Genomic DNA, 25,609 nt, shown 5'->3' on the forward strand with positions numbered 1-25,609 from the left:
TGTGACGGGCCCGGGTGGGTCCGGGTGTCAGGACGGGGCCGGGGGCAGCCACCGGGCCAGCAGCACGCTGGCGTCGTCCTGCAGCAGCCCGCCCTGGTGGTCCAGGACGGCGCGCATGAGTCGCCGCGCGGTCTCGGGGGGCGGCTGCCCGGCGGCGACCTCCCGGGTCAGGAAGTCCGCCAGCCGGTCCTCCCCGAACCAGGCGCCCGTCGCATCGCGGGCCTCGGTCACACCGTCGGTGTGCAGGGCCAGCCAGTCCCCGGGCTGGAGCACCTCCTCGCCGACGGTGAGCGCACCCGAGCCCAGCCCGAACGGCACCCGCCGCCCACCGGTGAGGTGCTTGACCACCTTCCCCGTCCGCAGCAGCAGCGGGGGCGGGTGGCCGCCGTTGACGTAGCGCAGCCGCCCGCTGGCGACGTCGAGCTCGGCCAGCACCCCGGTGGCGAAGGCACTGCCCGGGAAGGTCTCGGCGAGCACCTCGTCGATGACCCGGGCCTGGTCGAAGACGCCGCGGCCGTCGCGGCGCGCGCTGCGGTAGGCGGAGAGGGCCGCGGCGGCCAGCAGCCCGGCCGGCAGCCCGTGGCCCATGGCGTCCACGATCGCCAGTGACACGGTCCCCTCCGACAGCGCGTAGTCGAAGGCGTCGCCCCCCACGTCGTAGGCGGGCTCGAGGAGACCGGCGAGGACGAAGGCGTCGCTGGCGGCGGTGAGCGGCGGCAGCTGTTGCCACAGCAACTCCGCGGAGGGGGTGCGGGCCCGGGTCCGCCGCGCCGCCTCCAGGGCGTCGCCGTACTGCCCCATCGAGGCGACCAGGTGCCCCACCAGCCCGGCCAGCCACCGGCACTCGTCGCGCACGGCCGGGTCGTAGAGCTCGACCTCCGAGTCCACCCGCACCTCGAGGACGCCGACCCGCTCGGCGCCGTCCAGGATCGGCACCCACAGCCGCAGCGCGCCGTTCGCCTCCGACGGGAGCACCCGCGCCGCCTGGAACGCCCGTCCCGGCAGGGTGCCGTCGACGGTGAGGGGCTCGCCGCGGGTGGTGCCCGTCGAGGGCAGCGGCCACAACCGCCGCTGCTCGTGGTCGGCCACGTGGACGGTGACCCCCACGCCCATGGCCCGCCCGGCCTCGGCCGCGAGCGCCCCCAGCCGGTCCGGCGGCGCCGTGCGGGCGGCCTCCACCAGGTACAGCAGCGCCGCGAGCGGCCCGGTGGAGGGGCGGCGCGCGCGGACGGCGGAGCTGTAGGGGACCCGCCGCTGGCTGAACAGCTCGTCGAGCCGCTCGTTGACCGTGTGCGCCAGCACGTTGCGCTCGGCCGCCGGCAGCGACAGCAGACCCTCGAGGTGGGCCTCGAGCTCCACCAGGTCGGCGTTGCCGCCGAGGGAGAAGTACCGGGTCCACAGCTGCTCGAGCGTGAGGTCGGCCAGCTCGACGGCCGCGCGCAGCGCCCGGCGGTGCTCCTCCTCGGAGACGGCCGGCCCGGGCCCGTCCATCACCGTCTCCGACGGAAGGCGGAGTCGACGACCGCGCGGGCGACCTCCGGCAGCGTGCCGCCGTCCTCGCCGGAGCGGGCGACGAGCATGCCGAAGGCGACGTCGTCGCTGACACCGTGCCGCGCCATCAGCACCCCCTTGGCCGTGCTCACCAGGTCCCGGGTGCCGATCGCGCTGCGCAGCCCGTCACTGAGCCGCCGGGCCCGCTCGTGGGTCTGCACGTTGGCGACGAGGATCGCCGCCTGCGCGGCGAACATCGCCAGGAGCTGCTCGCTGTGGGCGTCGAAGGTCCGGGGCTGCTCGGCGTACACCTTGAGGGCGCCCAGCGCGCTGTCCCCGGCGACCATCGGGGCGCTGAGCGCCGACCGCAGGCCCAGTGGCAGGACGGCTCCGGACCACCGGGGCCACCGCGGGTCGGTCGCCAGGTCGTCGACGCGGACCATGCTCCGGCCCGCGGTGGCGGCCAGGCAGGGACCCTCGTCGAACTGGTACTGGAGGGCGTCGGCCTGCTCGACCCGGGGGGACGTCGCCCCCGAGCTGCGGCGGCCCCGCTCGTCGATGACCGAGACGCCCGCCCCGACCGCGCCGGGCACGGTGTCCACGGCCAGCGAGCTGACCAGGCCGAGGGCGGTGGCCACGGTCTCCTCGGACAGCAGCAGCCCGGACATGCGGGCGAAGACGGCCGACAGCTCGTCGGCGAGGGGCAGGTCGATCGATCGGCTCTGCTGCACGCGCACCCCATCCGTTCAGCCGCTCGCCTCCGCCGGGTGCTGGACGGGACGGCAGCGCCTCGTCAGCCTAGTCGTCCGGCCCCTCGGACGGGGGTCTCTCCTGCGGTAGGCGCCGTCCCGTCCACCCGGACGTCGGCGCGCTCCCGGGTGCCCTCCGCCGTGAACACGGCCGCCTCCGTGCGCTGCCAGTGGCGCCACTCGGGCTCGAGCGCGGCGCCGTCACGCGCCAGCCCGCGCGCCAGGCGCACCTCCGGCGGGGCCTCCACCCAGATCCGCAGCACCGCCCACGGGTCGGCCGCCCGCGGGCAGCTGCCGCACCCCTCGACCACCAGCACGTCGGTCGGTGGCACCGGCGTGGTCGACACCTCGAAGCGGCCGGCCGCCCAGTCGAACCGGTGGTAGGCGCCCGGACGTCCGGCGGCGAGCGGGCGCAGCACGCCGGCGGCCAGCCGGGCGAACGCGCCGGTCATCGTCCAGCCGGCGTAGAGGTCGTCCATGTGCACGACCGGCGCGTCCAGCCGGGTGGCCAGCCGGCCGGCCAGCGTCGTCTTGCCCGACCCGGCCGGCCCGTCCACGCACACCAGGCGGGTGCGGCCCAGCCGGGGGACGGCCGCCCGCACCCGGCCGGCCAGCACCGCGGCGGCGTCCTCCACGGCGGGCACTCTGCCAGCCGGCACCTGCCACCATGGGGGCGTGCCGCCGCCTCCGCCCCCGTCCTCGGTCTCCGCCGTCCCGCGCCGGTGGCGGCTGCTGTGCGCGCTCGTCGCCGCGGTCGTGGTCGCCGTCCTCACCTACGTCGGCGTGACGCTCGGGTCCGACGACTCCGGGGTGGTCCGGTACACGACCGCCGACCAGGTCGCGGTCGTCGGGCTGGGGCTGGTCTTCGGCGCCGGCATCCTGGCGCTGGGCCGCCCGCGGGTGGACGCCGACGCCTCCGGCATCCGCGTGCGCAACCTGGTGGGGGAGCGGGCGGTGCCGTGGACGGCGGTCCGCGCGATCCGGTTCGACGCTCGCTTCAAGTGGGCGACGGTGCTGCTGACCAGCGACGACGAGTTCGCCGTCCTCGCCCTGCAGGCGGCCGACGGCGAGCGCGCCGCGGCCGCCGTCGAGGGCCTGCGCGCGCTGCTCGCCGCCGACCGGGCCAAGCAACCGGCGCCCCCGCCGCTGCTGTACGACGAGTGACCCCGCGACCCCGGGAATGACCAGGGCGCCCTCGGCGCTGTAGCATGGGCGTGCCTCCCCGCTACACCGAGGCGCGCGAACCACACAGCGGCCCCGCCCCGGGCCGCTGACCAAGAGGAGCCCGCTCCCACCTGGCGCCGTCACAGGCGCCCAGGTCCCCGGATCGCGGTGGACCGGCCTCGGCCGGTCGGCCGCGGCGCGCGCGAGCCACCGCTCGCGCACCCCGGAGAGTGGGCCCCGTGAGCACACCGCTCGCGGGGCCCTCGTCTCCTCCGGCATCCGGACGGGCGCGACTCCTCCCCGGCAACAGCAGAGGAGAGGCCATCACCGAGCCCCGCATCAACGACCGTATCCGCGTCCCCGAGGTCCGCCTGGTCGGCCCCGAGGGCGAGCAGGTCGGCATCGTGCCGATCGGCGAGGCGCTGCGCCTGGCCCAGGACTCCGAGCTCGACCTCGTCGAGGTCGCGCCCATGGCCCGGCCGCCGGTCGCCAAGCTCATGGACTACGGGAAGTTCAAGTACGAGTCCGCCCAGAAGGCCCGCGAGGCCCGGCGGAACCAGGCGCTCACCGTCATCAAGGAGATGCGGCTGCGCCTCAAGATCGACCCGCACGACTACGAGACCAAGAAGGGCCACGTCGAGCGCTTCCTCCGGAGCGGCGACAAGGTCAAGATCACCGTGATGTTCCGCGGCCGCGAGCAGTCCCGGCCGGAGATGGGCTACCGGCTGCTCCAGCGGCTGGCCGCCGACGTCGCCGAGCTCGGCGTCGTCGAGTCCAACCCGAAGCAGGACGGCCGCAACATGGTCATGGTGATCGCCCCGCACCGGAACCAGGCGGCGACCGACGCCTCCCGCCGCCACGCGAAGGCGGAGAAGCAGGCGGCCGAGGGACAGGGCCCGCAGGGCTGAGGGAGGCCCCACCTGCCCCCGCCACGCGCACGCGCGGCGGGGCCTGCAGGGGGGCGCCCACCGCACCACCGAGACGGCCGGCGCCGTCGCGCAGCTGCACGCTGCCGCGCGGCGCCGACACACACGAACGAGGACCGAGGACATGCCGAAGCAGAAGACCCACAAGGGCACCGCGAAGCGCATCCGCGTGACGGGCAGCGGGAAGCTCATGCGCGAGCAGGCGAACAACCAGCACAAGTTCGAGCACAAGTCCTCGCGCCGCAAGCGCCGGCTGGACCAGGACCAGGTCATCTCGCCGGCCGACACCAAGAGCCTCAAGAAGCTGCTGGGCCTCTGAGCGCCCGTACTGACGAGAAGACAGGAGCACTCACGTGGCACGCGTGAAGCGGGCGGTCAACGCCCAGAAGAAGCGCCGGACGACCCTCGAGGCCGCCAGCGGCTACCGCGGTCAGCGGTCCCGCCTGTACCGCAAGGCCAAGGAGCAGATCCTCCACTCGGCCACCTACAACTACCGCGACCGCAAGGTGCGCAAGGGTGACTTCCGCAAGCTGTGGATCACCCGCATCAACGCCGCGGCGCGGCAGAACGACATGACCTACAACCGGTTCATGCAGGGCCTGAAGCTGGCCGGCATCGAGCTCGACCGCCGCGTGCTCGCCGAGCTCGCCGTCAACGAGCCCGCCGCCTTCGCCGCCCTCGTGGAGACGGCCCGCGCCGCCGTCGCCGCCGCCCCGGCCGGCGACCAGGCCGCCTGAGGCGCGCACGCACCTCGCCGACGCCGTCGGTGCCCGGTCCTCTGCGACCGGCACCGGCGGCGTCGGTGTGTCCGGGCCCGACACTGGAGGAGGGGCGATGACCGAGCCGCTGACCGAGCGGTCCGCGCGGGTCGCGGCCGCGCGCAAGCTCACCCGCCGCGCCGGGCGGGACGCGGCTGGGCTGTTCCTCGCCGAGGGGCGGCAGGCCGTCGCCGAGGCGCTCGCCACGCCCGCCGGTGTCCGCGAGGTGTTCGTCACCGAGGCGGCCGCGGCCGCGCACGCCGACCTGCTGGCCGGGACGCCGGTGCCCGTGCGGCCGGTGACCGGGAGGGCCGCCGCGTCGCTGTCGGAGACGGTCACCCCGCAGGGGCTGGTGGCCGTCTGCGAGCTCCGGGACGTGCCGGCCGACGCGGTGGTGGCCGCTCCGCCGGCCCTGGCCGTCGCCCTCGCCGAACTGGCCGACCCGGGCAACGCCGGCACCGTGCTGCGCACCGCCGACGCGTGCGGCGCCGGTGCGGTGCTCTTCGGCGCGGGGTCGGCCGACCCCTACGGCGGGAAGGCGGTGCGCTCCAGCGCGGGCAGCCTCTTCCACGTCGACGTCGTCCGCCGGGCGTCGCTGCCGGAGGTGCTGCCCCGGCTGCAGGCCGCCGGCGTCACCGTGCTCGCCGCGGACGGCGGGGGTGAGGCCGCCCTGGACGAGGTCGCCGCCGCCGGCCGGCTGGCCGGCCCCGTCGTCTGGCTGTTCGGCAACGAGGCCCGCGGCGTCCCGGCCGAGCTCGCCGCGCTCGCCGACGCGCGGGTGCGCATCCCGATGCGCGGCCGGGCGGAGAGCCTCAACCTGGCCGCGGCCGCGGCGATCTGCCTCTACACGACCCAGCTGGCCCAGTAGGAGGACCCGCCGCCCCCCGCCCCTCGCAGGCTCGCGGCGGGGCCCTGCCTCGGGGCCGATCAGCGGCGCCGCGGTGTCAGCGGTCGGCGGTCGGGGTCCCCGGTCGCTCGTACCGGCGCAGGGCGGCGGTCCGGAGCAGGTCGGCGAAGTCCGCGCCGTCCTCGGGGAAGACGCTGACGCCCACCCGCACCCCGGCCGGCAGCTCACCGCCGGCGACCCGCACCGGCCCGCGCACGGCCTCCAGCAGCGCGCCGGCGATCCGGCGCGCCTCCTCCCCGGCGGTCCGCGGGTCCAGCTCGCGCAGCGCGACCACGAGCTCGTGGCCGCCGAGCCGGGCCACCAGGTCGCGCCGGCGCAGGACCGCCCGCACCCGCTCGGCGACGGCGCACAGCAGGTCGTCACCGGCGCCGTGGCCCCACATGCCGTTCGCCGCGATGACGCCGTCGACGTCCACGAGGAGCAGGGCGAGCGCGTCGTCGCCGGCCCGGGCGCTCCAGATCGCCGTCTCGACCTCCTCGGCCAGTCGCCGGCGGTCGGGCAGCCCGGTCAGGGGGTCGGTGCCGGCCAGCTCCTGCAGGCGGACCCGGTAGCCCGAGGCGCGGTCGCGTTCCCGGGCCAGCGCGCGCTCGGCCTCCACCCGCGCGGTCACGTCGACCTGGACGCCGATGTACTGCGCGACCTCGCCGTCCGGACCGGGGACCGGGGTCAGGTGCAGCTCGTTCCACCACGGCGTCCGGTCCGGCCCGCGGTGGTTGAGCACGGTGACCCGGCACTCCTCGCCCGCGGCGACCGCCCGGCGGACCTCGGCCACGGCGGCCGGGTCGGTGTCGGTGCCCTGCAGGAAGCGGCAGTTGCGGCCGAGCACCTGCTCGCGCGGGAGACCGGCGAGCCGCTCGAAGGCCGGGTTGACGTAGACCAGCGGCTGGTCGGGGAGCCGGACGTCGACGACCGAGATCCCGCTGGGCAGCGCCTCCAGGGCGCGGTGGAGCAGGGCGTCGGCCGCCGGCAGGCCGGCGGGGACGGCGCTCGGCGGAGGGACCGCGACGGCGGCGGCCGACCAGGCCGGGGCGCCGGGCCGCGGCGCCACCCGGGCCAGCAGCGCCGCGCCGGCCCGGGTGACGGTGTCGCGGTCGTAGGTCAGGGCGTAGGCGAACCGCCGCTCCTCGTCGGGGCCGTCGTCCCCGAGGTCGCGGGCGAGCAACGCCGCGGCGAAGTGCGGGCCCAGGACGGCGACGTCCCACTCGCCGCGGACGGGGTCGGCCGGGTCGAGGGGGGGGGCGCCCCGGCCCGGGGGGGGCGCCCCCCGCCCGTGCGCGCCCCCCGCGGCGACGAAACCCGTGCGGCCCACCAACTACGCGGTGCCGAGCCCGGGCGCGGGGGTGAAGTGGCGGGCCTCCTGGAAGGTGGCGGCCACGACCGACGCCGGACCCAGGCGCAGCGCCTCGCGCTCGAGCTGCTTGGACAGCTCGATGAGCAGCGCCTTGGGGGCCTGCCGCAGGGGGACGCCGTCGGGCAGGCAGGCGAAGGGGGAGACGGCGGCGTCCTCGGTGACGGAGTCCGGCCGCTGCGAGGGCAGGGACAGCGCGCGCGTCGGTGCGCCGGGGACCGGGCGGCCGAACAGCCAGCCCTGGCCGAGGGTGGCTCCCAGCGCGCGGGCCATGGCCAGCTGGTCGGCGTCCTCGATGCCCTCGGCGAGCACCACCGCGCCGGTGCGCTCGGCGTGCGCGTTGACCGCGTTCATGATCTCGGCGATCTGGGGGCTGGGCCGCTCCTGCACCAGCCGCAGGTCGAGCTTGACCACGTCGGGGCGCAGCAGCGGCATGAAGGCCAGCGACAGCGGCTCGGCGCCGACGTCGTCCACGGCGACGCCCCAGCCGACCGACCGCACCCGCTCGACGGTGCGCAGCAGCTCCGCCGGCCGGGCGGCCAGCGCGCGCTCGGTGATCTCCAGGACCACCCGCAGCCCGCCCGGTGCCGCCGACGCGATGCCGAGCAGCTCCTCCATCGGCGCCCGGTCGAGCACCTCGGGCTCGACGTTGACGAACAGGGTCAGCGGTGCGGTCAGCCCCTGCGCGAGCGCGCCGGTCAGCGCCGCGGCGCGGCAGGCGGCGTCGAGCTCGGCCAGCCGGCCGGCCTCCCGGGCGGCGGCGAACAGGGCGTCGGGCCGCTCCAGCGGGCCCTCCGGTCCCCGCGCCAGGGCCTCGTAGGCGACGACGGACCCGGAGTCGAGGTCGACGATGGGCTGGAAGACGCTGCGGACGGCGCCGTGCCCGAGCACGTCGTCGATCGTGGTCCGGGTCACGGCCGTAGAGGGTCCCACGCCTGCGTCATCGGACAGGGCCGCCCCGTCGATGAGCCGGGACGGCGTCCCCTCATCCCATCGGAGGAGGTCAGGCGGGCAGCGCGATGAGGACGACGGCGGCGCCGGCGGCGGCCAGCCCGGCGACCTGCGTGCCGGCCAGCCGCTCGCGGAGCACCACCTGGGCCAGGACGACGGTGCTCACCGGGTACAGCGAGGCGAGCACGCCGGTGATGGCCAGCTGCCCCTGCTGGGTGGCGAGGAGGAACAGCGCGTTGGCCGTCATGTCGCCGAGGCCGGCCACCAGCACGATCGGCAGGGCGGCCCGGGGCACCCGCAGCGACTGGCGCGTCGACAGCGCCAGGACCACGACCAGCGCCACCGAGACCACCCGGGCGGCGACCAGCGGGCTGAGCTCGGCGGCCTCGCGCGTGCCGTCGAGCAGCACGAAGAACAGGCCGAAGCCGGCGCCGGCGGCCAGTGCGGGCACCAGGCTGGACGGGCGGGCCCGGCGCAGCGAGCCCAGGCCCTCCTCGGCGGCCACCAGGACGACGGCGACCAGCGCCAGCCCGATGCCGACCACCGCCCACCACGCCAGGCGCTCGCCGAAGCCGAGGCCGACCACCACCGGCAGAGCCGCGGCCGACACCGCCGTCACCGGGGCCACGACGCTCATCACGCCCCCGGCCAGCGCGCGGTAGAAGAGGACCAGCCCGGCGGCACCGGCGACGCCGGCGGTGGCGCCCCACAGCAGGTCGGCGGGGGTCGGGTCGCCGCCGAGCCAGGGCAGCAGGAACAGCAGCGCGGTCAGCCCGGCGGCCTGCGAGAGAGCGACGACGGCGAACGCGGTCGCCCGACGGGAGGCCAGGCCACCGCAGAAGTCGGCCATCCCGTAGACCACCGCGCTGGCCAGCGCCAGCAGCACCGCCACTGCGGACCTCCGCCCCGGCACGCCCGGCGCGCACCCCGCCCCGGTTCTAGCACCCCCCGCGCGGCCGGCCCGCGCTCCCGCGGCAGGTCGGCAGGAGTCCTCGCCTCGTTGGCCGGGGCCGCGCGGTCGCCGTCCACCCCGGTCCTGCGAACTCGTGGCCATCAGCCGCTGACGGCCACGAGTTCGCAGGACTCGGCGGTCGGGCGGGCACGGTGCACCCCCTCGGCAAACCCGTGCGCGGGGCAGCGGGGCCGACGGGCAGAATGGCCTCCCGTGTCTGGCGCCAACGACCCCTACGACCCCAAGCAGGTCGCCGCGCTCTCCGCCGAGGCCCTCGACGCCGCGGTCGCCGAGGCCCTGGAGGCCTTCGCGGAGGCCGGTGACCTGGAGGCGCTCGCCGCCGTCCGGCCGGCCCACCTCGGCGACCGGGCGCCGGTGCTGCTGGCCCGCCGCGAGCTGGGCGCGCTGCCGCCGGCGGCGCGGTCGGACGCCGGCAAGAGGGTGAACGCGGCCCGGGTCGCCGTGACCGACGCCTACGCCGCCCGCCGCGCCCAGCTGGAGGCCGAGCGCGACGCCCGGGTGCTGGCCGAGGAGCGGGTCGACGTCACCCTGCCCTGGGACCGCACCCCGCGCGGCGCGCGGCACCCGCTCACCACGCTGACCGAGCGGATCGCCGACGTCTTCGTGGGCATGGGCTACGAGGTCGCCGACGGCCCGGAGGTCGAGGCCGAGTGGCTGAACTTCGACGCGCTCAACATCGGCCGTGACCACCCGGCGCGCACGATGATGGACACCTTCTTCGTCGCCCCCGAGGACTCCGGCCTGGTGCTGCGCACGCACACCAGCCCGGTGCAGGCCCGCACGATGCTGTCGCGCACCCCGCCGATCTACGTCGTCGCGCCCGGTCGCGTGTACCGCACCGACGAGCTCGACGCGACGCACACCCCGGTCTTCCACCAGATCGAGGGCCTGGCCGTCGACCGCGGGCTGACCATGGCCCACCTGCGCGGCACGCTCGACCAGCTCGCCCGCACGCTGTTCGGCGCCGACGCGGTGACCCGCTGGCGGCCGTCGTACTTCCCCTTCACCGAACCGTCGGCGGAGTTCGACGTCTGGTTCCCCGAGCACCGCGACGGCCCGCGCTGGGTCGAGTGGGGCGGCTGCGGGATGGTCAACCCCCGGGTGCTGGTCGCCTGCGGCGTCGACCCCGAGGAGTACAGCGGCTTCGCCTTCGGCCTGGGCATCGAGCGCGCCCTGCAGTTCCGCTCGGGCGTGGGCGACATGCGCGACATGATCGAGGGCGACGTCCGGTTCACCACGGCGTTCGCCGCGGAGCAGTGACCGCCGTGCCCGCGACCACCGACACCACCCCCAGGACGGAGCAGCAGTGAGGGTCCCCATCGGCTGGCTGGCCGAGTACGTCGACCTGCCCGGGGGCATCGCCGTCGAGGACCTCGACACCGCCTTCGTGCGGCTGGGCCTGGAGGTCGAGGAGATCCACCGCCTGGAGGAGGTCACCGGGCCGCTCGTCGTCGGCCGGGTGCTGGAGATCGAGGAGCTGACCGGCTTCAAGAAGCCGATCCGCTTCTGCCAGGTCGACGTGGGGGAGCCCGAGCCCCGGGGCATCGTCTGCGGCGCCCGCAACTTCGCCGCCGGTGACGCGGTGGTCGTCGCGCTGCCCGGGGCCGTGCTGCCCGGCGGCTTCGCGATCGCCTCGCGGAAGACCTACGACCGGATCTCCGACGGGATGATCTCCTCGGCCCGGGAGCTCGGGGTCGGCGAGGACCACACCGGGATCCTGGTGCTGGGCGACGACGCGCCGGCCCCGGGCACCCCGGCGGGCCCGGTGGTCGGCCTCGACGACGTCGTCATCGAGCTGGCCGTCACCCCCGACCGCGGCTACTGCCTGTCCATGCGCGGCATCGCCCGCGAGATGGGCACCGGTCTGGGGGTCGACTGGCGCGACCCGGGCGCGGCCACCGCGCCGGCCTGGTCGGGCGAGCCGGCCTGGCAGGTCTCCGTCGCGGACGCCGACCGCTGCGACCGGTTCTCGATGATCGCACTGGAGGGCCTGGACCCCAGCGCGCCCAGCCCCTGGTGGCTGCGCCGGCGGCTGGCGCAGTCCGGCGTCCGCAGCATCTCGCTCGCCGTCGACGTCACCAACTACGTGATGCTCGAGCTCGGCCAGCCGATGCACGCCTTCGACCGCGACCGGGTGCAGGGCCCGATCGTCGTCCGGCGGGCTCGCGAGGGGGAGCGGCTCACCACCCTCGACGGCGCCGACCGCGCCCTCCACCCCGACGACCTGCTCATCACCGACGACTCCGGCCCGATCGGCCTAACCGCGGTCATGGGCGGGGCGTCCACCGAGATCGGCGACGGGACGACCCGCGTGCTGCTCGAGGCGGCCCACTGGGAGCCGACCGGGGTGGCCCGCACCGCCCGCCGGCACCGGCTGCCCAGCGAGGCGGCCAAGCGTTTCGAGCGCGGTGTCGACCCGGAGATGACCATGGTCGCGCTCGCCCGCGCCGCGGCGCTGCTCGGGGAGTACGGCGGCGCCCGCGTCGTCGGCACGCCGGTGGACGTCGACACCCGCGGCCCGCGGCCGACCATCTCCCTGGACCCGGGGCTGCCCGGCCGGGTCGCCGGCGTCCCCTACCCGGCCGCGCAGGTGACCGAGCTGCTGGCCACGGTCGGCTGCACGGTCGACGGGGACGCCGGGCCGCTGACGGTCACCCCGCCACCGTGGCGTCCCGACCTCACCGACCCGGCCGACCTGGTCGAGGAGGTCGTCCGGCTGGCCGGCTACGACGACGTCCCGTCGGTGCTGCCCACCGCGCCACCCGGCCGGGGGCTCACCGAGACCCAGCGCCGCCGCCGCGCGATCGGCCGCACCCTCGCCGAGGCCGGCTACGTCGAGGCGCCGTCCTACCCGTTCACCGGGCCGGCCGTGCTCGACGCCCTCGGCCTGGCCGAGGACGACCCCCGCCGCGAGGTCGTCGTCGTCCGCAACCCGCTGTCCGAGGAGGAGCCGGCGCTGCGCACGACGCTGCTGCCGGGCCTGCTGGCCGCGCTGGCCCGCAACCTCTCCCGCGGGCAGCGCGACCTGGCCCTGTTCGAGCACGGTGCGGTCTTCCCCGGCGGGGGGCGCAGCCCCGCTCCGCTGCCCGGCGTCGACCGGCGTCCGGACGACGAGACCCTCGCCGCGCTGCTCGGCGCGGTGCCCGCCCAGCCGTGGCACGTCGGCGTGGCGCTGGCCGGCAACCGCGAGCCACGCGGCTGGTGGGGACCGGGCCGCCCGGCGGTCTGGGCCGACGCGGTGGAGGCCGCGCGCCGGGTGGCGGCCGCCGCCGGCGTCGAGCTGACCGTGCGCGCGGGGGAGCGGGCGCCCTGGCACCCGGGGCGCTGCGCCGAGCTGCTGGTGGGTGACCGGGTCGTCGGGCACGCCGGGGAGCTGCACCCGCGGGTGTGCGCCGCGCTGGACCTGCCGGCCCGCACCGCGGTCATGGAGCTCGACGTCGACGCGCTGCCGCCGGCCCCGGTGCCGGTCGGCCCGCGCGTGTCCACCTTCCCGCCGGTCCTGGTCGACGTCGCGCTCGTCGTCGGTGACGACGTGGCCGCCGCCGAGGTCGAGGCCGCCCTCCGCGCGGGCGCCGGGGAGCTGCTGGAGTCGCTGCGGCTCTTCGACGTCTACACCGGCCCGCCGGTGCCCGCCGGATCGCGCTCGCTGGCCTACGCGCTGACCCTGCGGGCGCCCGACCGCACGCTCACCAGCGAGGAGGCCACCGCGGTGCGCGACGCCGCGGTGGCCGCCGCCGCCGACCGGACGGGAGCACACCTCCGTGCCTGACGAAGGACCCCCGGCCCCCCGCCACTCGCAGGCTCGCAGCGGGACCCTGCAGGGGGCCGGCGGAAACGGGGACGGGGTCGCTGCACTCCACGGCACCGTCGCCCTGGTGACGGGGGCCGGTACCGGCATCGGCCGGGCCCTCGTGCGGGGCCTGGCCGAGCGCGGCGCCACGGTGGCGGGCCTGGCCCGCGGTGCCGAGCGCCTGGCCGCGGCGATGGACGAGGTCGCCGCGGCCACCGGGGCGCGCACCCTCGCCGTCGCCGCCGACGTCACCGACCGGGCGGCGGTGGAGGACGCCGTCGGGCGGGTCCGGGAGGAGGCCGGCCCGGTGGACCTGCTGGTCAACAACGCCGGGCTCATCGACGCCGCCGAGGAGCCGCTGTGGGAGGCCGACCCGGACCAGTGGTGGGACGTCGTGACCAGCCACATCCGGGGCGCGTTCCTCCTCAGCCGCGCCGTCGTGCCGTGGATGGTGCTGCGCAACCGGGGCCGGGTCGTCAACCTGGCCAGCGGGATGAGCGTCCAGCCCCGCCCCGAGTACTCGGCCTACTCGGTGGCCAAGACCGGCCTGATGCGGGTCACCGAGGCGCTGCACGACGCGCTCGAGGGCACCGCCGTCCGCGCCTTCGACGTCGCACCCGGCGTGGTCCGCACCGACATGACCGCGCGGATGCCCATCCACCGCGACCGCACCGACTGGACCGAGCCCGACCGGGTCGTGGCACTGGTCTGCGCGATCGCCGCCGGTGAGCTGGACGCGTGGTCGGGCCGCTTCCTCCGGGCCGGCGTCGACGACCCCGCCGTGCTGCGGGGGATCACGCCGGACGGCGCCGCGCGGCAGCTGCGGCTGCGCCCCTACGGGGAGGGCGACCCGCTGGCCTGAGCCGGCCGGTGCAGCGCCACCCCGGCGACGACGAGGGCGACCCCGAGCACCTCCCGCGCGTCGGGCACCTGCGCCAGGACGACGACGCCGATGACGGTCGCCGCTGCCGGCAGCAGGGAGACCAGGAGGGCGTAGGTCGCCCGAGGGAGGCGGGCCATGGCCAGCTGGTCGCAGACGTAGGGCACCACCGAGGAGGCGACCCCGACGCCGAGACCGGCCAGCAGGGCGACCGGGTCGGCGAACGCGGGTACCGCGCCGGCGATCCCGACCGGGGTGGCGACGACCGCGGCAGTCAGCATGGCCAGCGCCAGCCCGTCGACCCCGGCCAGGCGGTCGGTGCGGGCGACCCGGTGGCCCAGGACGACGTAGCCGGCGAACAGCACCGCGTTGGCGGCGGCGAACGCGAAGCCGGCCGCCTCGCCCGCCAGCCGCACGTGGGTCAGCAGTGCGACCCCGCCCACGGCCGCTGCGAGGGCGGCCAGGTTGCGCCCTGTGCGGGCCCCGGCCGCGGCGAGGACCACCACGGGGAGGAACTCGATCGCGGCCACCGTGCCCAGCGGGAGGCGGTCGACGGCCAGGTAGAAGCAACAGTTCATCCCCGCGAGCAGCGCGCCCCAGGCGGCCAGCAGCCGGCGCGTCGCCCCGTCCAGCCCCCGCAGTCGGCGCCACGGCCGCCGCCAGAGGCCGAGGACCAGGGCCGCGCTCGTGATCCGCAGCCAGGCCACGCCCAGCACGTCGACCCGCGCGAACAGCAGCACCGCCCACGCCGGGCCGAGGTAGTGGAAGACCGCGCTGACGAGGAACCACACGTGCGGCGGGAGCCGTGTCCAGGTCGGCTGCGGAGCCGGTCGTGCCATGCGACGAGCCTCGGAGGCGGGAGGGCCGGACACCAGGCGCGATCGAAGGCCAGGATGGGCCGGTGCCGTCGGGTCGCGCCCCCAGGATCCGCCTCGACCTCCCGGACGGGAGGTCGGTGCTCGACGACGTCAACCGGGAGCTCCTGCGGCTGCTCGAGCAGGACCCGCGGTGCAGCGCCGCCGAGCTGGCCCGCCGGGTCGGGATGTCCCCACCGGCCGTCCGCGAGCGGGTCGCCCGCCTCGAGGAGACCGGCGTGATCCGGGGCTACCGGGTGGACGTCGACCCGGCGGCCCTCGGGCTGCCGGTCACGGCGTGGGTGCGGATCCGGCCGGGCCCGGGGCAGCTGCCGCGGATCGCCGACCTCGCCGCGCGGGTCCCCGAGGTGGCCGAGTGCCACCGCGTCTCCGGCGAGGACTGCTTCCTGCTGCGGGTGCACGTGCCCTCGGTCGCGGCCCTCGAGGGCGTGCTGGACCAGTTCCTGCTGCACGGGCAGACGACCACCTCGATCGTCGTCGCGACCCCCGTCCCGCCCCGGGCTCCGGCGCCGGGCCCCGCCAGCGGGGGGCGGCCCGCGCTCCCCTGACCGCCGGTATCGGAAGCGACACCGTCGTCTGCGGCCCCCGAACGACGGTGTCGCTTCCGATACCGGCACACGTCGCCGGAAACACCGGTGAACGTTCATGCATGACCGTGTATGGTCATGCATCGTGGACACAGGGCAGACGTGGACGGTCGGGGTCACCGGCGCCACCGGGTACGCGGGAGGAGAGGTGTGCCGGCTGCTGGCCGGGCACCCGAACCTGCGGTTGGCCGGGGTGCACGCCAATTCCAGTGCCGGCCGACGCCTCGGAGAGCTCCAGCCCCACCTGCTGCCCTTCGCCGACCTCGAGGTCCGGCCCAGCGACGCGGCCGACCTGGCCGGCTACGACGTCGTGGTGCTGGCGCTGCCGCACGGTGAGTCGGCCGCGATCGCCGCGCAGCTGCCCGGGGAGACGCTGGTGATCGACTGCGGCGCGGACCACCGGCTCAACGACCCGGTGGCCTGGGCGCGCTGGTACGGGGGCGAGCACGCCGGCTCGTGGCCCTACGGCCTGCCGGAGCTGCCCGGCCAGCGCGAGCAGCTCGCCGGCGCCCGGCGGATCGCCGTCCCCGGCTGCTACCCGACCTCGGTCACCCTCGCGCTGGCTCCCGCGCTGGCCGCCGGGCTGGTCGAGCCCGACGTCGTCGTGGTCGCCGCCAGCGGCACCTCCGGCGCCGGGAAGTCAGCCAAGCCGCACCTGCTCGGCAGCGAGGTCATGGGCTCGGTCAGCGCCTACGGCGTCGGCGGGGTGCACCGGCACACGCCGGAGATGGTGCAGAACCTCTCCCAGGCCGCCGGCGCCCCGGTGAGCGTGAGCTTCACCCCGACGCTGGTGCCGATGAGCCGGGGCATCCTCGCCACCTGCTCGGCGCCGCTGGCCGCCGGCACGGACGCCGCCGCGGCCCGGGCGGCCTACGAGAAGGCCTACGCCGACGAGCCGTTCGTGCACCTGCTCCCGGAGGGGCAGTGGCCGACGACGGCGCAGGTGCTCGGGGCCAACACCGTCGCGCTGCAGGTCGCGGTCGACCCCGACGCCGCCCGCCTGGTCGTCATCGCCGCCGTCGACAACCTGACCAAGGGCACCGGGGGAGCGGCCCTCCAGTGCGCCAACCTCGCCCTCGGCCTGCCGGAGACCCTCGGCCTCCCGGTCGTGGGGGTGGCCCCGTGAGGTCACCCCACGAAGACGCTCCGCCGGCGCTCCACGTCTCCGCGGGGGCCCCGGCATGAGCACGACCGCCCCGCAGGGCTTCCGGGCCGCCGGCGTCGCCGCCGGCCTCAAGAGCAGCGGCGCCCACGACGTCGCCCTGGTCGTCAACGACGGCCCGGACGACGCCGCGGCCGCCGTCTTCACCACCAACCGCTTCCCGGCCGCGCCGGTGCAGTGGAGCCGGCAGGTCCTCTCCACCGGCCGGGCGAAGGCGGTCGTCCTCAACTCCGGCGGCGCCAACGCCTGCACCGGTGCCGAGGGCTTCCAGGACACCCACGCGACCGCCGAGCACGTGGCCGCCGAGCTCGGCATCGGCGCGATCGACGTCGCCGTGGCCTCCACCGGCCTGATCGGCGTCCGGCTGCCCATGGACCGGCTCACCGCCGGGGTCACCGCCGCGGCCAAGGCGCTCAGCGCCGACGGCGGGCAGGACGCCGCGCTGGCGATCATGACCACCGACAGCGTCCCCAAGACGACCGTGCAGGCCCGCGACGGCTGGACGGTCGGCGGCATGGCCAAGGGCGCCGGCATGCTCGCGCCGAGCCTGGCCACGATGCTCGTCGTCCTCACCACCGACGCGGTGGTCCCGGCCGACGTGCTGCAGACGGCGGTGAAGCAGGCGACCAGCGTCAGCGTCGAGCGGGTCGACTCCGACGGGTGCCTGTCCACCAACGACACGGTCATCGTCATGAGCAGCGGCGCCAGCGGCATCACCCCCAGCGCCGAGGAGGTCACCGAGGCGCTCACCGCCGCGGCCACCGACCTGGCGATGCAGCTGCTGGCCGACGCCGAGGGCTCGACCAAGGACATCGCGATCACCGTCCGCAACGCCGCCAGCGTCGAGGACGCCCTCACCGCCGGCCGGGCCTGCGCCCGCAACAACCTGCTGAAGACGGCGCTGTTCGGCAACGACCCCAACTGGGGCCGGGTGCTCGCCGCGATCGGCACCACCGACGCCGCCTTCGAGCCCGACCGGGTGGACGTGACGATCAACGGGGTCACCGTCTGCCGGGGCGGCGCGATCGGCGACCCGCGCGAGGGCGTCGATCTCACCGGCCGGGCGATCACCATCGACGTCGACCTCCGGGCGGGTACCGACGAGGCGACGATCTGGACCAACGACCTGTCCCTCGCCTACGTCCACGAGAACTCGGCCTACTCGACATGAGCGACGCAGCACCCCAGGACCCCACCCCGCCCGACGTCCGGGTCGACGAGCTCCGGCCACCGCGGACCATCGGCACCCGGCGGGTCATGCGCACCTACGACCCCGAGGGGGACCGGCAGAAGGTCGCCGTCCTCACCGGCGCGCTGCCGTGGCTCAAGGAGTTCCACGGCAACGTCGTCGTCGTGAAGTACGGCGGGCACGCCATGGTCGACGAGGAGTGTCGGCGGGCCTTCGCCGAGGACATGGTGTTCCTGCGGACCTGCGGCATCCACCCGGTCGTCGTGCACGGCGGTGGCCCCCAGATCACCGAGATGCTCGGCCGGCTCGGTATCGAGAGCGAGTTCCGCGGCGGCCTGCGGGTGACCACGCCCGAGACGATCGACGTCGTCCGGATGGTGCTCACCGGTCAGGTCACCCCGGAGGTCGTCGGGCTGATCAACCAGCACGGCCCGCTGGCCGTCGGCCTCTCCGGGGAGGACGGCGGGCTGTTCACCGCCGCCCGCACCCACGCCCTGGTCGACGGCCGCCCGGTCGACGTCGGGCTGGTCGGTGACGTGGTCGCCGTCGACCCCGCTCCCGTCGCCGCCCTGCTCGAGGCCGGGCACATCCCGGTGGTCGCCACCGTCGCCCCGGACGCCGACGGCGTCGTGCACAACGTCAACGCCGACACCGCCGCGGCCGCGCTCGCCGTGGCGCTGGGGGCGGTGAAGCTCGTCGTCCTCACCGACGTGGAGGGGCTCTACGCCGACTGGCCCGACCGGGACTCGCTGGTGCAGCAGATCGACGCCGCCGAGCTGGCCGAGATCCTGCCCACCCTGGACGCCGGGATGGTCCCGAAGATGACCGCCTGCCTGCGGGCGGTCAACGGCGGGGTGAAGCGCGCGACCGTGGTCGACGGCCGCGCGCCGCACGCCCTGCTGCTGGAGATGTTCACCACCGAGGGGACCGGGACGATGGTCGTCCCGGCCGCCGACTCGGACACCGCGCACCGGGAGGAGCCGGCATGACCCGCACCGAGGAGCTGGCCACCCGCTGGTCGGCCGTGATGATGGGCAACTACAGGACCCCGCCGGTCGCGCTCGCCCGCGGCGCCGGCGCCACCGTCTGGGACGTCGACGGCCGCGAGTACACCGACCTGCTCGGCGGCATCGCCACGACGATCCTCGGCCACGCCCACCCGAAGGTCGTCGAGGCGATCACGCGGCAGGCGCAGACCCTCGGCCACGTCTCCAACCTGGCGATGCACGAGCCGGGCGTCGCCCTGGCCGAGCGGCTGCTCGAGCTGGCCGGCCGGCCCGGCCGGGTGTTCTTCTGCAACTCCGGCGCCGAGGCCAACGAGGCCGCGTTCAAGATCAGCCGGCTGACCGGCCGGCCCGAGGTGATCACCGCGGAGGGCTCCTTCCACGGCCGCACGATGGGCGCGCTGGCGCTGACCGGCCAGCCCGGCAAGGCCGACGCGTTCGCCCCGCTGCCTGGCGGCGTCCGCTTCGTGCCCTACGGGGACGCCGACGCGTTGGCCGGTGCGGTCTCCGACCGGACGGCGATGGTGCTGCTCGAGCCGATGCTGGGGGAGGGCGGCGTGCTGCCCGCGCCCGCCGGGTACCTGTCGGCCGCGGCACGGAGCGCGCGGGACGCCGGCGCGCTGTTCGCCGTCGACGAGGTGCAGACCGGCACCGGCCGCACCGGCCACTGGTTCGCACACCAGGCCGACGGGCTGCAGCCCGACGTCGTCACGCTGGCCAAGGCCCTCGGCGGCGGGCTGCCGATCGGTGCCACCCTCGCCTTCGGGCCTGCGGCGGACCTCATGACCGCCGGGTCGCACGGCTCCACGTTCGGGGGCAACCCGATCGCCGCGGCGGCCGCGCTCGCGGTGCTCGACACCATCCGCGACGAGGGGCTGCTCGAGCGGGCCAAGGAGATCGAGCACCGGTTCACCGCCGGCATCGAGGGCCTCGGCTCCGCCGGTGTGGCCCGGGTCCGCGGCCGGGGCGCGCTGCTGGGCGTCGTCCTGACCGCGCCGGTCGCCGGGGCGCTGGAGGCCGCGCTGCGGGAGGCCGGCTTCCTGACCAACGCCGTCGCCCCGGACGTGCTGCGCCTGGCGCCGGCCCTGGTGCTCACCGACGCGCAGGTCGACGCGTTCGTCGCCGCCCTGCCGGCAGCCCTCGACGCGGCTCTCCAGGAGACGGGCCAGTGAGGACGACCGTCGAGCGAGCATCGCAGGGCGCGCCAGCGACCGAGGAGCGGAACGAGACCGGAGCCGAACAGTGAGCACAGTGACCCTTCGGCACTTCCTCAAGGACGACGACCTGACGCCGGCCGAGCAGGCCGAGGTGCTGGCGCTGGCCGCGGAGCTCAAGCGCACGCGGCACACCGCCGAGGCACCCACCCCGCTGGCGGCACCGAACGGCGTCCCGCGGACCGTCGCGGTCCTGTTCGACAAGCCCTCCACCCGCACCCGGGTGTCGTTCTCCGTGGGCGTCGCGGAGCTCGGTGGGTACCCGCTGGTGATCGACGCGGGCTCCAGCCAGCTGGGCCGCGGCGAGCCGATCGAGGACACCACCCGCGTGCTGGACCGGCAGGCCGCCGCCATCGTGTGGCGCACCTTCGGCCAGGACCGCATCGAGGCGATGGCCTCGGTCAGCCGGGTGCCGGTGGTCAACGCGCTCACCGACGAGTACCACCCGTGCCAGATCCTGGCCGACCTGCAGACCATCGCCGAGCGCAAGGGGGCCCTCGCCGGGCTGACGCTGACCTACCTCGGCGACGGCGCCAACAACATGGCGCACTCCTACCTGCTCGGTGGCGCCACCGCCGGCATGCACGTCCGGATCGGCTCCCCGGAGTCCTTCCAGCCGTTCAAGGAGGTGCTGGAGCGCGCCGAGGAGATCGCGGCGGGGACCGGCGGCTCGGTGCGGTGGACCGCCGACGCCGCGGCCGCGGCCGAGGGCGCCGACGTCCTGGTCACCGACACCTGGGTCTCCATGGGCCAGGAGGACGAGTACGACGCCCGCGTCGCGCCCTTCCTGCCCTACGCGCTGGACGGCGCCGCGCTGGCCCGGGCCGCGGACGACGCGATCGTGCTGCACTGCCTGCCGGCCTACCGCGGCAAGGAGATCGCGGCCGAGGTGATCGACGGGCCGCAGAGCGCCGTGTGGGACGAGGCGGAGAACCGGCTGCACGCCCAGAAGGCGATCCTCATCTGGTTGCTGTCGCGATGACCGGCGCGGTGACCCGCTCGGCCCGCCAGGCCCGGATCCGCGCCCTGATCGAGGCCCAGCCGGTCAGCTCGCAGTCCCAGCTCGCCGGGCTGCTGGCCGCGTCGGGCATCGAGGTCACCCAGGCCACGCTCTCCCGGGACCTCGAGGAGCTCGGCGCGGTCAAGCTGCGCGGGTCCGACGGCGCCCCGGCGTCCTACGTGCTGCCGCCCGAGAACGCCCCGCTGCGCCCGGCGCAGACCGCACCGGCCCGGCTGACCCGGCTGCTGGCCGACCTGCTGACCAGCGCCGAGGGCAGCGCCAACCTCGCCGTCCTGCGCACGCCGCCGGGTGCCGCGCAGTTCCTGGCCTCCGCGCTGGACAAGGTCGGCCTCCCCGACGTCCTGGGCACGATCGCGGGGGACGACACTCTGCTGGTCGTCTCCCGCGACCCCGACGGCGGCGCGGCCCTCGCCGACCGCCTGCGCGCGCTCGCCGAGCGCTCGCCCGCCGTCTACCCCGAACTGCAGTCGGACCTGGAGGAAGACCACCCGTGAGCTCGGCACCCTCGGACACCCGGCTGTGGGGCGGCCGCTTCGGCGGCGGACCATCGGACGCCCTGACTGCGTTGTCGAAGTCCACCCACTTCGACTGGAAGCTGGCGCCCTTCGACCTGGCCGGCTCCCGGGCGCACGCGCGGGTGCTGCACCGCGCCGGGCTGCTCACCGACGACGAGCTGGCGCAGATGCTGCGGGCCCTCACCGAGCTCTCCCGCGAGGTCGAGGACGGCACCTTCGTCGCGGTCGAGTCCGACGAGGACGTCCACGAGGCGCTCGAGCGCGGGCTCTCGGCCAAGCTCGGCCCCCTCGGCGGCAAGCTGCGCGCCGGCCGCAGCCGCAACGACCAGATCGCCACCGACCTGCGGCTCTACCTGCGCCACTCCGTCCGCACGCTCGTCGGCGAGCTGGCCTCGCTGGAGTACGCGCTGGTCGGCCTCGCCGAGCGCTACTCCGACGTCGCGGCGCCCGGCATGACCCACCTCCAGCACGCCCAGCCGGTGCTCATCGCCCACCAGCTGCTCGCCCACGCGCACGCGTTCTCCCGCGACGTCGACCGGCTGCGCGACTGGGACCGGCGCACCGCCGTGAGCCCCTACGGCTCCGGCGCCCTGGCCGGCTCGTCGCTGCCCCTGGACCCGGACGCGGTCGCCGCCGAGCTCGGGTTCGACCGCGCCTCGGACAACTCGATCGACGGCGTGAGCGACCGCGACTTCGCCGCCGAGTTCTGCTTTGCCGCGGCGCTCATCGGCGTCCACCTCTCCCGGCTGGGGGAGGAGGTCGTGCTCTGGACGTCGACCGAGTTCGGCTGGGCGCGGCTCGACGACGCCTGGGCGACCGGGTCGTCGATCATGCCGCAGAAGAAGAACCCCGACATCGCCGAGCTGGCGCGGGGCAAGTCCGGCCGGTTCGTCGGCAACCTCACCGGCCTGCTCACGATGCTCAAGGGCCTGCCGCTGGCCTACGACCGCGACCTGCAGGAGGACAAGGAGCCGGTCTTCGACTCCATGGAGCAGCTGCTCCTGCTCCTGCCCGCGGTCACCGGGATGGTCGCCACCCTCACCCTGCGCCCCGAGGTCCTCGAGGCCGCGGCGCCGCAGGGCTTCGCCCTGGCCACCGACGTCGCCGAGTGGCTCGTGCGCCAGGGGGTGCCGTTCCGGTCGGCCCACGAGATCAGCGGTGAGATGGTCGCCTTCTGCGAGGGCGCCGGGCTCGAGCTCGACGAGCTGGACGACGACCAGCTCGCCGGCATCGACGAGCGGCTGACCCCGGACGTGCGCTCGGTGCTGTCCGTGCGCGGCGCCCTTGCCGCCCGCAGCGCCCGGGGAGGGACGGCGCCCGAGCGGGTCGCCCAGCAGCTGGCCTCCCTCGCCGAGCTGGCGCGGCAGCACACCGAGTGGGCGTCGTCCTCGCCTGTGGCGGCGGCCCTCTGACCGCGCCGACCCCCGGGCCACTGCTCACGGCCGACGAGCTGCTCGGGCCGCCCGACGTCGTCGCCCCGACGCTGCTGGGCTGCTGGCTGGTGACCGACCGGCCGGAGGGGCAGGTGGCCCTCCGCCTCACCGAGGTCGAGGCCTACGCCGGGAACGGCACCGACCCTGCGGCGCACTCCCACCGGGGGCCGACGCCGCGGGCGGCCATCATGTTCGGCCCGCCCGGACGGCTCTACGTGTACTTCAGCTACGGGGTCCACTGGTGCGCCAACGTCGTCGTCGGCCCCGAGGGGCACGGCTCGGCCGTGCTGCTCCGGGCGGGGGACGTCGTGGTGGGGGAGGAGGTGGCCCGCAGCCGCCGTCCGGCCGCCCGGTCCGCGCGCGACATCGCCCGCGGACCGGCCCGGCTCACCCAGGCCCTGGCGATCGGCCCGGAGGACAAGGCGGCCGACCTCCTGTCCCCGGACAGCTCGGTCCGCCTGCACCGCGGCACGCCGCCGGCCGCGGTCTCGGCCGGGCCGCGGGTCGGCATCACCGTCGCCACCGAGCTGCCCTGGCGGTTCTGGGCGACCGACGCCCCCTCGGTGAGCGCCTTCCGCCCGGGTGGCCGGCCCCGTCGTCGCAGCGCGGGGCAGGATCAGCAACCGTGACCCCCGCCCGTGAGGTCACGGCGAGGCAGAGCACCCCGGGCACGGGGTCGACGAGCGCCAGCGAGGATGTGCCCCGTGACCGAGCTCGCGAGGTCACGCGGAGGCAGAGCACCCCGGGCACGGGGTCGACGAGCGCCAGCGAGGATGTGCCCCGTGACCGAGCTCGCGAGGTCACGCGGAGGCAGAGCACCCCGGGCACGGGGTCGACGAGCGCCAGCGAGGATGTACCCCGTGACCGACGTGATCGACGAGCTGCACCGCCGTGGGCTGATCGCCCAGAGCACCGACGAGGAGGCGCTGCGCGCCCACCTCGCCGACGGGCCGGTCGCCTACTACGCAGGCTTCGACCCGACCGCGCCCAGCCTGCACGTCGGCCACCTGCTCCAGTTCATGGTGCTGAGGGCACTGCAGCGCGCCGGGCACCAGCCCGTGGTCCTCGTGGGCGGGGCCACCGGCCTGATCGGTGACCCCCGGCCCTCGGCCGAGCGTCAGCTCAACGACCGCGACACCGTCGCCGAGTGGGTGGGCCGCATCCGCGACCAGGTCGCCCCGTTCCTGGAGGTGCCCGCGGAGACCGACGGGTCCCGGGGTCCCGTCTACGTCGACAACCTCGACTGGACCGCGCCGCTGTCGGCCATCGACCTCCTGCGCGACCTCGGCAAGCACTTCCGGGTCAGCCAGATGCTGGCCAAGGAGGCGGTGTCGGCCCGGCTCAACTCGGAGGCCGGCATCAGCTACACCGAGTTCAGCTACCAGATCCTGCAGGCCAACGACTACCGCGAGCTCTACCGCCGGCACGGGGTGACGCTGCAGACCGGCGGCTCCGACCAGTGGGGGAACCTCACCGCGGGCATCGACCTGGTGCGGCGCACGGAGGGCGCGCGGGTCCACGCCCTGTCGACGCCGCTGGTGACCAAGTCCGACGGCACCAAGTTCGGCAAGTCCGAGGGTGGTGCTGTCTGGCTCGACCCGGCGCTCACCTCGCCCTACGCGTTCTTCCAGTTCTGGCTCAACGCCGACGACGCCGACGCCCGAGCCTGGCTGCCGCTGTACTCGGAGCGACCCGCCGAGGAGGTCGCGGCGCTCATCGCCGAGAGCGCGGAGCGGCCGGCCGCCCGCACCGCCCAGCGGGCACTCGCCGAGGAGCTGACCCTCCTCGTGCACGGGCCCGACGAGCTCCGCCAGGCCGAGGCGGCCGGGCGCGCACTGTTCGGCCGGGAGGACCTCGGTGCGCTCGGCCCGGAGACCCTCGGTGCCGCCCTGCGCGAGGCCGGCGCGGTGACCGTCGACGGCGAGACGCCCACCATCGCCCAGCTGATGCAGCAGACGGGTCTGGTCGGCAGCCTCTCCGAGGCGAGGCGCACCGTGAAGGAGGGTGGCGCCTACCTGAACAACGAGCGGGTGACCGACGCCGACGCCGTGCCGGGGGAGGAGACGTGGCTCCCGGGTGGGTGGCTGGTCCTCCGCCGCGGCAAGCGCTCCGTGGCCGGCGTGCACCGCGGGACGGCGCGCTGACCTGCGCGTGAACGGCGTGTGACGCCCCGGTCTCCGACAGGTGTCAGGCGTCACCTGCAGCCGGTTTGACACCGGGATCCCACCCACGTAACTTTCTCTCTGCGCCCGGGGAGACCGGGGCGGGACGCGGGAGGAGATCCCGAGGCCCGCCGGTCGAGCCGGGTGCCGATCGCTCAGCAGGCGGGCGGGACGCGGGAATGTCTCCCGGGGAACGTCGGTTGGGCTGGGTGACGCCGCCCGACGCGGACGGCCAGGGTGACAGACCCCCGGCTTGACAGTCGTGACGAGCGGCGTAACGTGGGAAAGCCGCCAGGGACGAGGCCCGGAAGGGTTGAGTCGTTGCGCGTCCGCTCCTTGAGAACTCAACAGCGTGCCGAAAGTCAGTGCCAAGTAACAACCCCTTTGTGGGTTTCTTTGGGTTGATTGATCGAGAGTGTCAGCTCTCGGTTCTCGCCCGGATTCGAATTCATCTACGGAGAGTTTGATCCTGGCTCAGGACGAACGCTGGCGGCGTGCTTAACACATGCA

Annotated in this window: 25 protein-coding genes and 1 rRNA gene; 19 read left to right on the forward strand and 7 right to left on the reverse strand. The window is 75.9% G+C overall.

Going from position 1 to position 25,609, the window contains the following annotated elements; genetic code table 11:
* Positions 1 to 27: 27 nt before the first annotated feature.
* The 3 genes from ACI79I_RS06720 to ACI79I_RS06730 form a co-directional block, all read right to left on the reverse strand.
* Positions 28 to 1,491: a PP2C family protein-serine/threonine phosphatase gene (locus ACI79I_RS06720; protein ID WP_456991525.1), complete on the reverse strand. Its 1,464-nt coding sequence runs from the start codon at positions 1,489 to 1,491 to the stop codon at positions 28 to 30.
* Positions 1,491 to 2,222, reverse strand: a complete 732-nt coding sequence (locus tag ACI79I_RS06725) for a GAF domain-containing protein (RefSeq protein WP_456991526.1) — start codon at positions 2,220 to 2,222, stop codon at positions 1,491 to 1,493. Before ACI79I_RS06725 ends, ACI79I_RS06720 begins: the two co-directional genes overlap by 1 nt.
* A 62-nt stretch (positions 2,223 to 2,284) precedes the next feature.
* Complete coding sequence (locus ACI79I_RS06730) at positions 2,285 to 2,875, reverse strand: uridine kinase family protein (RefSeq protein WP_456991527.1); 591 nt, start codon at positions 2,873 to 2,875, stop codon at positions 2,285 to 2,287.
* A gap of 40 nt (positions 2,876 to 2,915) precedes the next feature.
* Between ACI79I_RS06730 and ACI79I_RS06735 the strand changes: the two genes are divergently transcribed.
* The 5 genes from ACI79I_RS06735 to ACI79I_RS06755 all read left to right on the forward strand — a co-directional run bounded on the left by ACI79I_RS06735 (position 2,916) and on the right by ACI79I_RS06755 (position 5,956).
* Positions 2,916 to 3,404: a PH domain-containing protein gene (locus ACI79I_RS06735; RefSeq protein WP_456991528.1), complete on the forward strand. Its 489-nt coding sequence runs from the start codon at positions 2,916 to 2,918 to the stop codon at positions 3,402 to 3,404.
* A gap of 239 nt (positions 3,405 to 3,643) precedes the next feature.
* Positions 3,644 to 4,312: a translation initiation factor IF-3 gene (gene infC / locus ACI79I_RS06740; RefSeq protein ID WP_456991529.1), complete on the forward strand. Its 669-nt coding sequence runs from the start codon at positions 3,644 to 3,646 to the stop codon at positions 4,310 to 4,312.
* 142 nt (positions 4,313 to 4,454) lie between these two features.
* The gene (gene rpmI, locus ACI79I_RS06745) at positions 4,455 to 4,649 is read left to right on the forward strand and encodes a 50S ribosomal protein L35 (protein ID WP_456947060.1); all 195 of its coding nucleotides are present in this window, start codon (positions 4,455 to 4,457) and stop codon (positions 4,647 to 4,649) included.
* Positions 4,650 to 4,683: 34 nt separating this feature from the next.
* Complete coding sequence (rplT, locus tag ACI79I_RS06750) at positions 4,684 to 5,067, forward strand: 50S ribosomal protein L20 (protein ID WP_456991530.1); 384 nt, start codon at positions 4,684 to 4,686, stop codon at positions 5,065 to 5,067.
* Positions 5,068 to 5,164: 97 nt separating this feature from the next.
* Entirely contained in the window at positions 5,165 to 5,956 is a 792-nt protein-coding gene (locus ACI79I_RS06755) for a TrmH family RNA methyltransferase (RefSeq protein WP_456991531.1), read from the forward strand.
* A 76-nt stretch (positions 5,957 to 6,032) separates the two neighbouring features.
* Here the strand turns inward: ACI79I_RS06755 and ACI79I_RS06760 are convergent, their stop codons facing one another.
* From ACI79I_RS06760 to ACI79I_RS06770, 3 genes are all read right to left on the reverse strand, one after another.
* Entirely contained in the window at positions 6,033 to 7,304 is a 1,272-nt protein-coding gene (locus tag ACI79I_RS06760; RefSeq protein ID WP_456991532.1) for a diguanylate cyclase domain-containing protein, read from the reverse strand.
* A 3-nt stretch (positions 7,305 to 7,307) separates the two neighbouring features.
* A complete protein-coding gene (locus tag ACI79I_RS06765) occupies positions 7,308 to 8,258 on the reverse strand; it encodes an EAL domain-containing protein (protein WP_456991533.1) in 951 nt (316 codons plus the stop codon).
* A gap of 88 nt (positions 8,259 to 8,346) precedes the next feature.
* On the reverse strand, positions 8,347 to 9,186 hold the full coding sequence (locus ACI79I_RS06770) for an EamA family transporter (protein ID WP_456991534.1): 840 nt from the start codon (positions 9,184 to 9,186) through the stop codon (positions 8,347 to 8,349).
* 273 nt (positions 9,187 to 9,459) lie between these two features.
* Between ACI79I_RS06770 and pheS the strand changes: the two genes are divergently transcribed.
* The 3 genes from pheS to ACI79I_RS06785 all read left to right on the forward strand — a co-directional run bounded on the left by pheS (position 9,460) and on the right by ACI79I_RS06785 (position 13,919).
* On the forward strand, positions 9,460 to 10,527 hold the full coding sequence (gene pheS, locus ACI79I_RS06775; protein WP_456991535.1) for a phenylalanine--tRNA ligase subunit alpha: 1,068 nt from the start codon (positions 9,460 to 9,462) through the stop codon (positions 10,525 to 10,527).
* Between the two features lie 46 nt (positions 10,528 to 10,573).
* Positions 10,574 to 13,036 (forward strand): phenylalanine--tRNA ligase subunit beta, encoded by a 2,463-nt coding sequence (gene pheT / locus ACI79I_RS06780; RefSeq protein ID WP_456991536.1) that lies wholly within the window; start codon positions 10,574 to 10,576, stop codon positions 13,034 to 13,036.
* A gap of 106 nt (positions 13,037 to 13,142) precedes the next feature.
* Positions 13,143 to 13,919, forward strand: coding sequence for an SDR family NAD(P)-dependent oxidoreductase (locus ACI79I_RS06785; protein WP_456991537.1), 777 nt, complete (start codon positions 13,143 to 13,145; stop codon positions 13,917 to 13,919).
* Here ACI79I_RS06785 and ACI79I_RS06790 read toward each other — a convergent pair.
* Positions 13,892 to 14,776: an EamA family transporter gene (locus tag ACI79I_RS06790; RefSeq protein WP_456991538.1), complete on the reverse strand. Its 885-nt coding sequence runs from the start codon at positions 14,774 to 14,776 to the stop codon at positions 13,892 to 13,894. The genes ACI79I_RS06785 and ACI79I_RS06790 overlap by 28 nt on opposite strands.
* 116 nt (positions 14,777 to 14,892) lie before the next feature.
* On the opposite strand from ACI79I_RS06790, the gene ACI79I_RS06795 reads away from it, so the two are divergent.
* The 11 genes from ACI79I_RS06795 to ACI79I_RS06845 form a co-directional block, all read left to right on the forward strand.
* Positions 14,893 to 15,360, forward strand: coding sequence for an Lrp/AsnC family transcriptional regulator (locus ACI79I_RS06795; protein ID WP_456991539.1), 468 nt, complete (start codon positions 14,893 to 14,895; stop codon positions 15,358 to 15,360).
* A gap of 124 nt (positions 15,361 to 15,484) precedes the next feature.
* Positions 15,485 to 16,525, forward strand: coding sequence for an N-acetyl-gamma-glutamyl-phosphate reductase (gene argC, locus ACI79I_RS06800; protein ID WP_456991540.1), 1,041 nt, complete (start codon positions 15,485 to 15,487; stop codon positions 16,523 to 16,525).
* A gap of 55 nt (positions 16,526 to 16,580) precedes the next feature.
* Positions 16,581 to 17,732, forward strand: coding sequence for a bifunctional glutamate N-acetyltransferase/amino-acid acetyltransferase ArgJ (argJ, locus tag ACI79I_RS06805; protein WP_456991541.1), 1,152 nt, complete (start codon positions 16,581 to 16,583; stop codon positions 17,730 to 17,732).
* Positions 17,729 to 18,739, forward strand: a complete 1,011-nt coding sequence (argB, locus tag ACI79I_RS06810) for an acetylglutamate kinase (RefSeq protein WP_456991542.1) — start codon at positions 17,729 to 17,731, stop codon at positions 18,737 to 18,739. The genes argJ and argB overlap by 4 nt, the downstream gene beginning before the upstream one ends.
* Positions 18,736 to 19,926 carry an acetylornithine transaminase gene (locus ACI79I_RS06815; protein WP_456991543.1) on the forward strand — a complete coding sequence of 397 codons (1,191 nt, stop codon included), beginning with the start codon at positions 18,736 to 18,738 and terminating at the stop codon, positions 19,924 to 19,926. The genes argB and ACI79I_RS06815 overlap by 4 nt, the downstream gene beginning before the upstream one ends.
* A gap of 70 nt (positions 19,927 to 19,996) precedes the next feature.
* Positions 19,997 to 20,950 (forward strand): ornithine carbamoyltransferase, encoded by a 954-nt coding sequence (gene argF, locus ACI79I_RS06820; RefSeq protein WP_456991544.1) that lies wholly within the window; start codon positions 19,997 to 19,999, stop codon positions 20,948 to 20,950.
* Positions 20,947 to 21,483 (forward strand): arginine repressor, encoded by a 537-nt coding sequence (locus ACI79I_RS06825; protein WP_456947045.1) that lies wholly within the window; start codon positions 20,947 to 20,949, stop codon positions 21,481 to 21,483. The genes argF and ACI79I_RS06825 overlap by 4 nt, the downstream gene beginning before the upstream one ends.
* Positions 21,480 to 22,916: an argininosuccinate lyase gene (gene argH, locus ACI79I_RS06830; protein WP_456947044.1), complete on the forward strand. Its 1,437-nt coding sequence runs from the start codon at positions 21,480 to 21,482 to the stop codon at positions 22,914 to 22,916. Before ACI79I_RS06825 ends, argH begins: the two co-directional genes overlap by 4 nt.
* Positions 22,880 to 23,566: a DNA-3-methyladenine glycosylase gene (locus ACI79I_RS06835; protein WP_456991545.1), complete on the forward strand. Its 687-nt coding sequence runs from the start codon at positions 22,880 to 22,882 to the stop codon at positions 23,564 to 23,566. The genes argH and ACI79I_RS06835 overlap by 37 nt, the downstream gene beginning before the upstream one ends.
* 231 nt (positions 23,567 to 23,797) lie before the next feature.
* On the forward strand, positions 23,798 to 25,081 hold the full coding sequence (tyrS, locus tag ACI79I_RS06840) for a tyrosine--tRNA ligase (protein WP_456991546.1): 1,284 nt from the start codon (positions 23,798 to 23,800) through the stop codon (positions 25,079 to 25,081).
* Between the two features lie 469 nt (positions 25,082 to 25,550).
* Positions 25,551 to 25,609: ribosomal RNA gene (locus ACI79I_RS06845) — 16S ribosomal RNA — on the forward strand; the annotation flags it as partial.

This window comes from Geodermatophilus sp. SYSU D01105 (genome assembly GCF_054050095.1).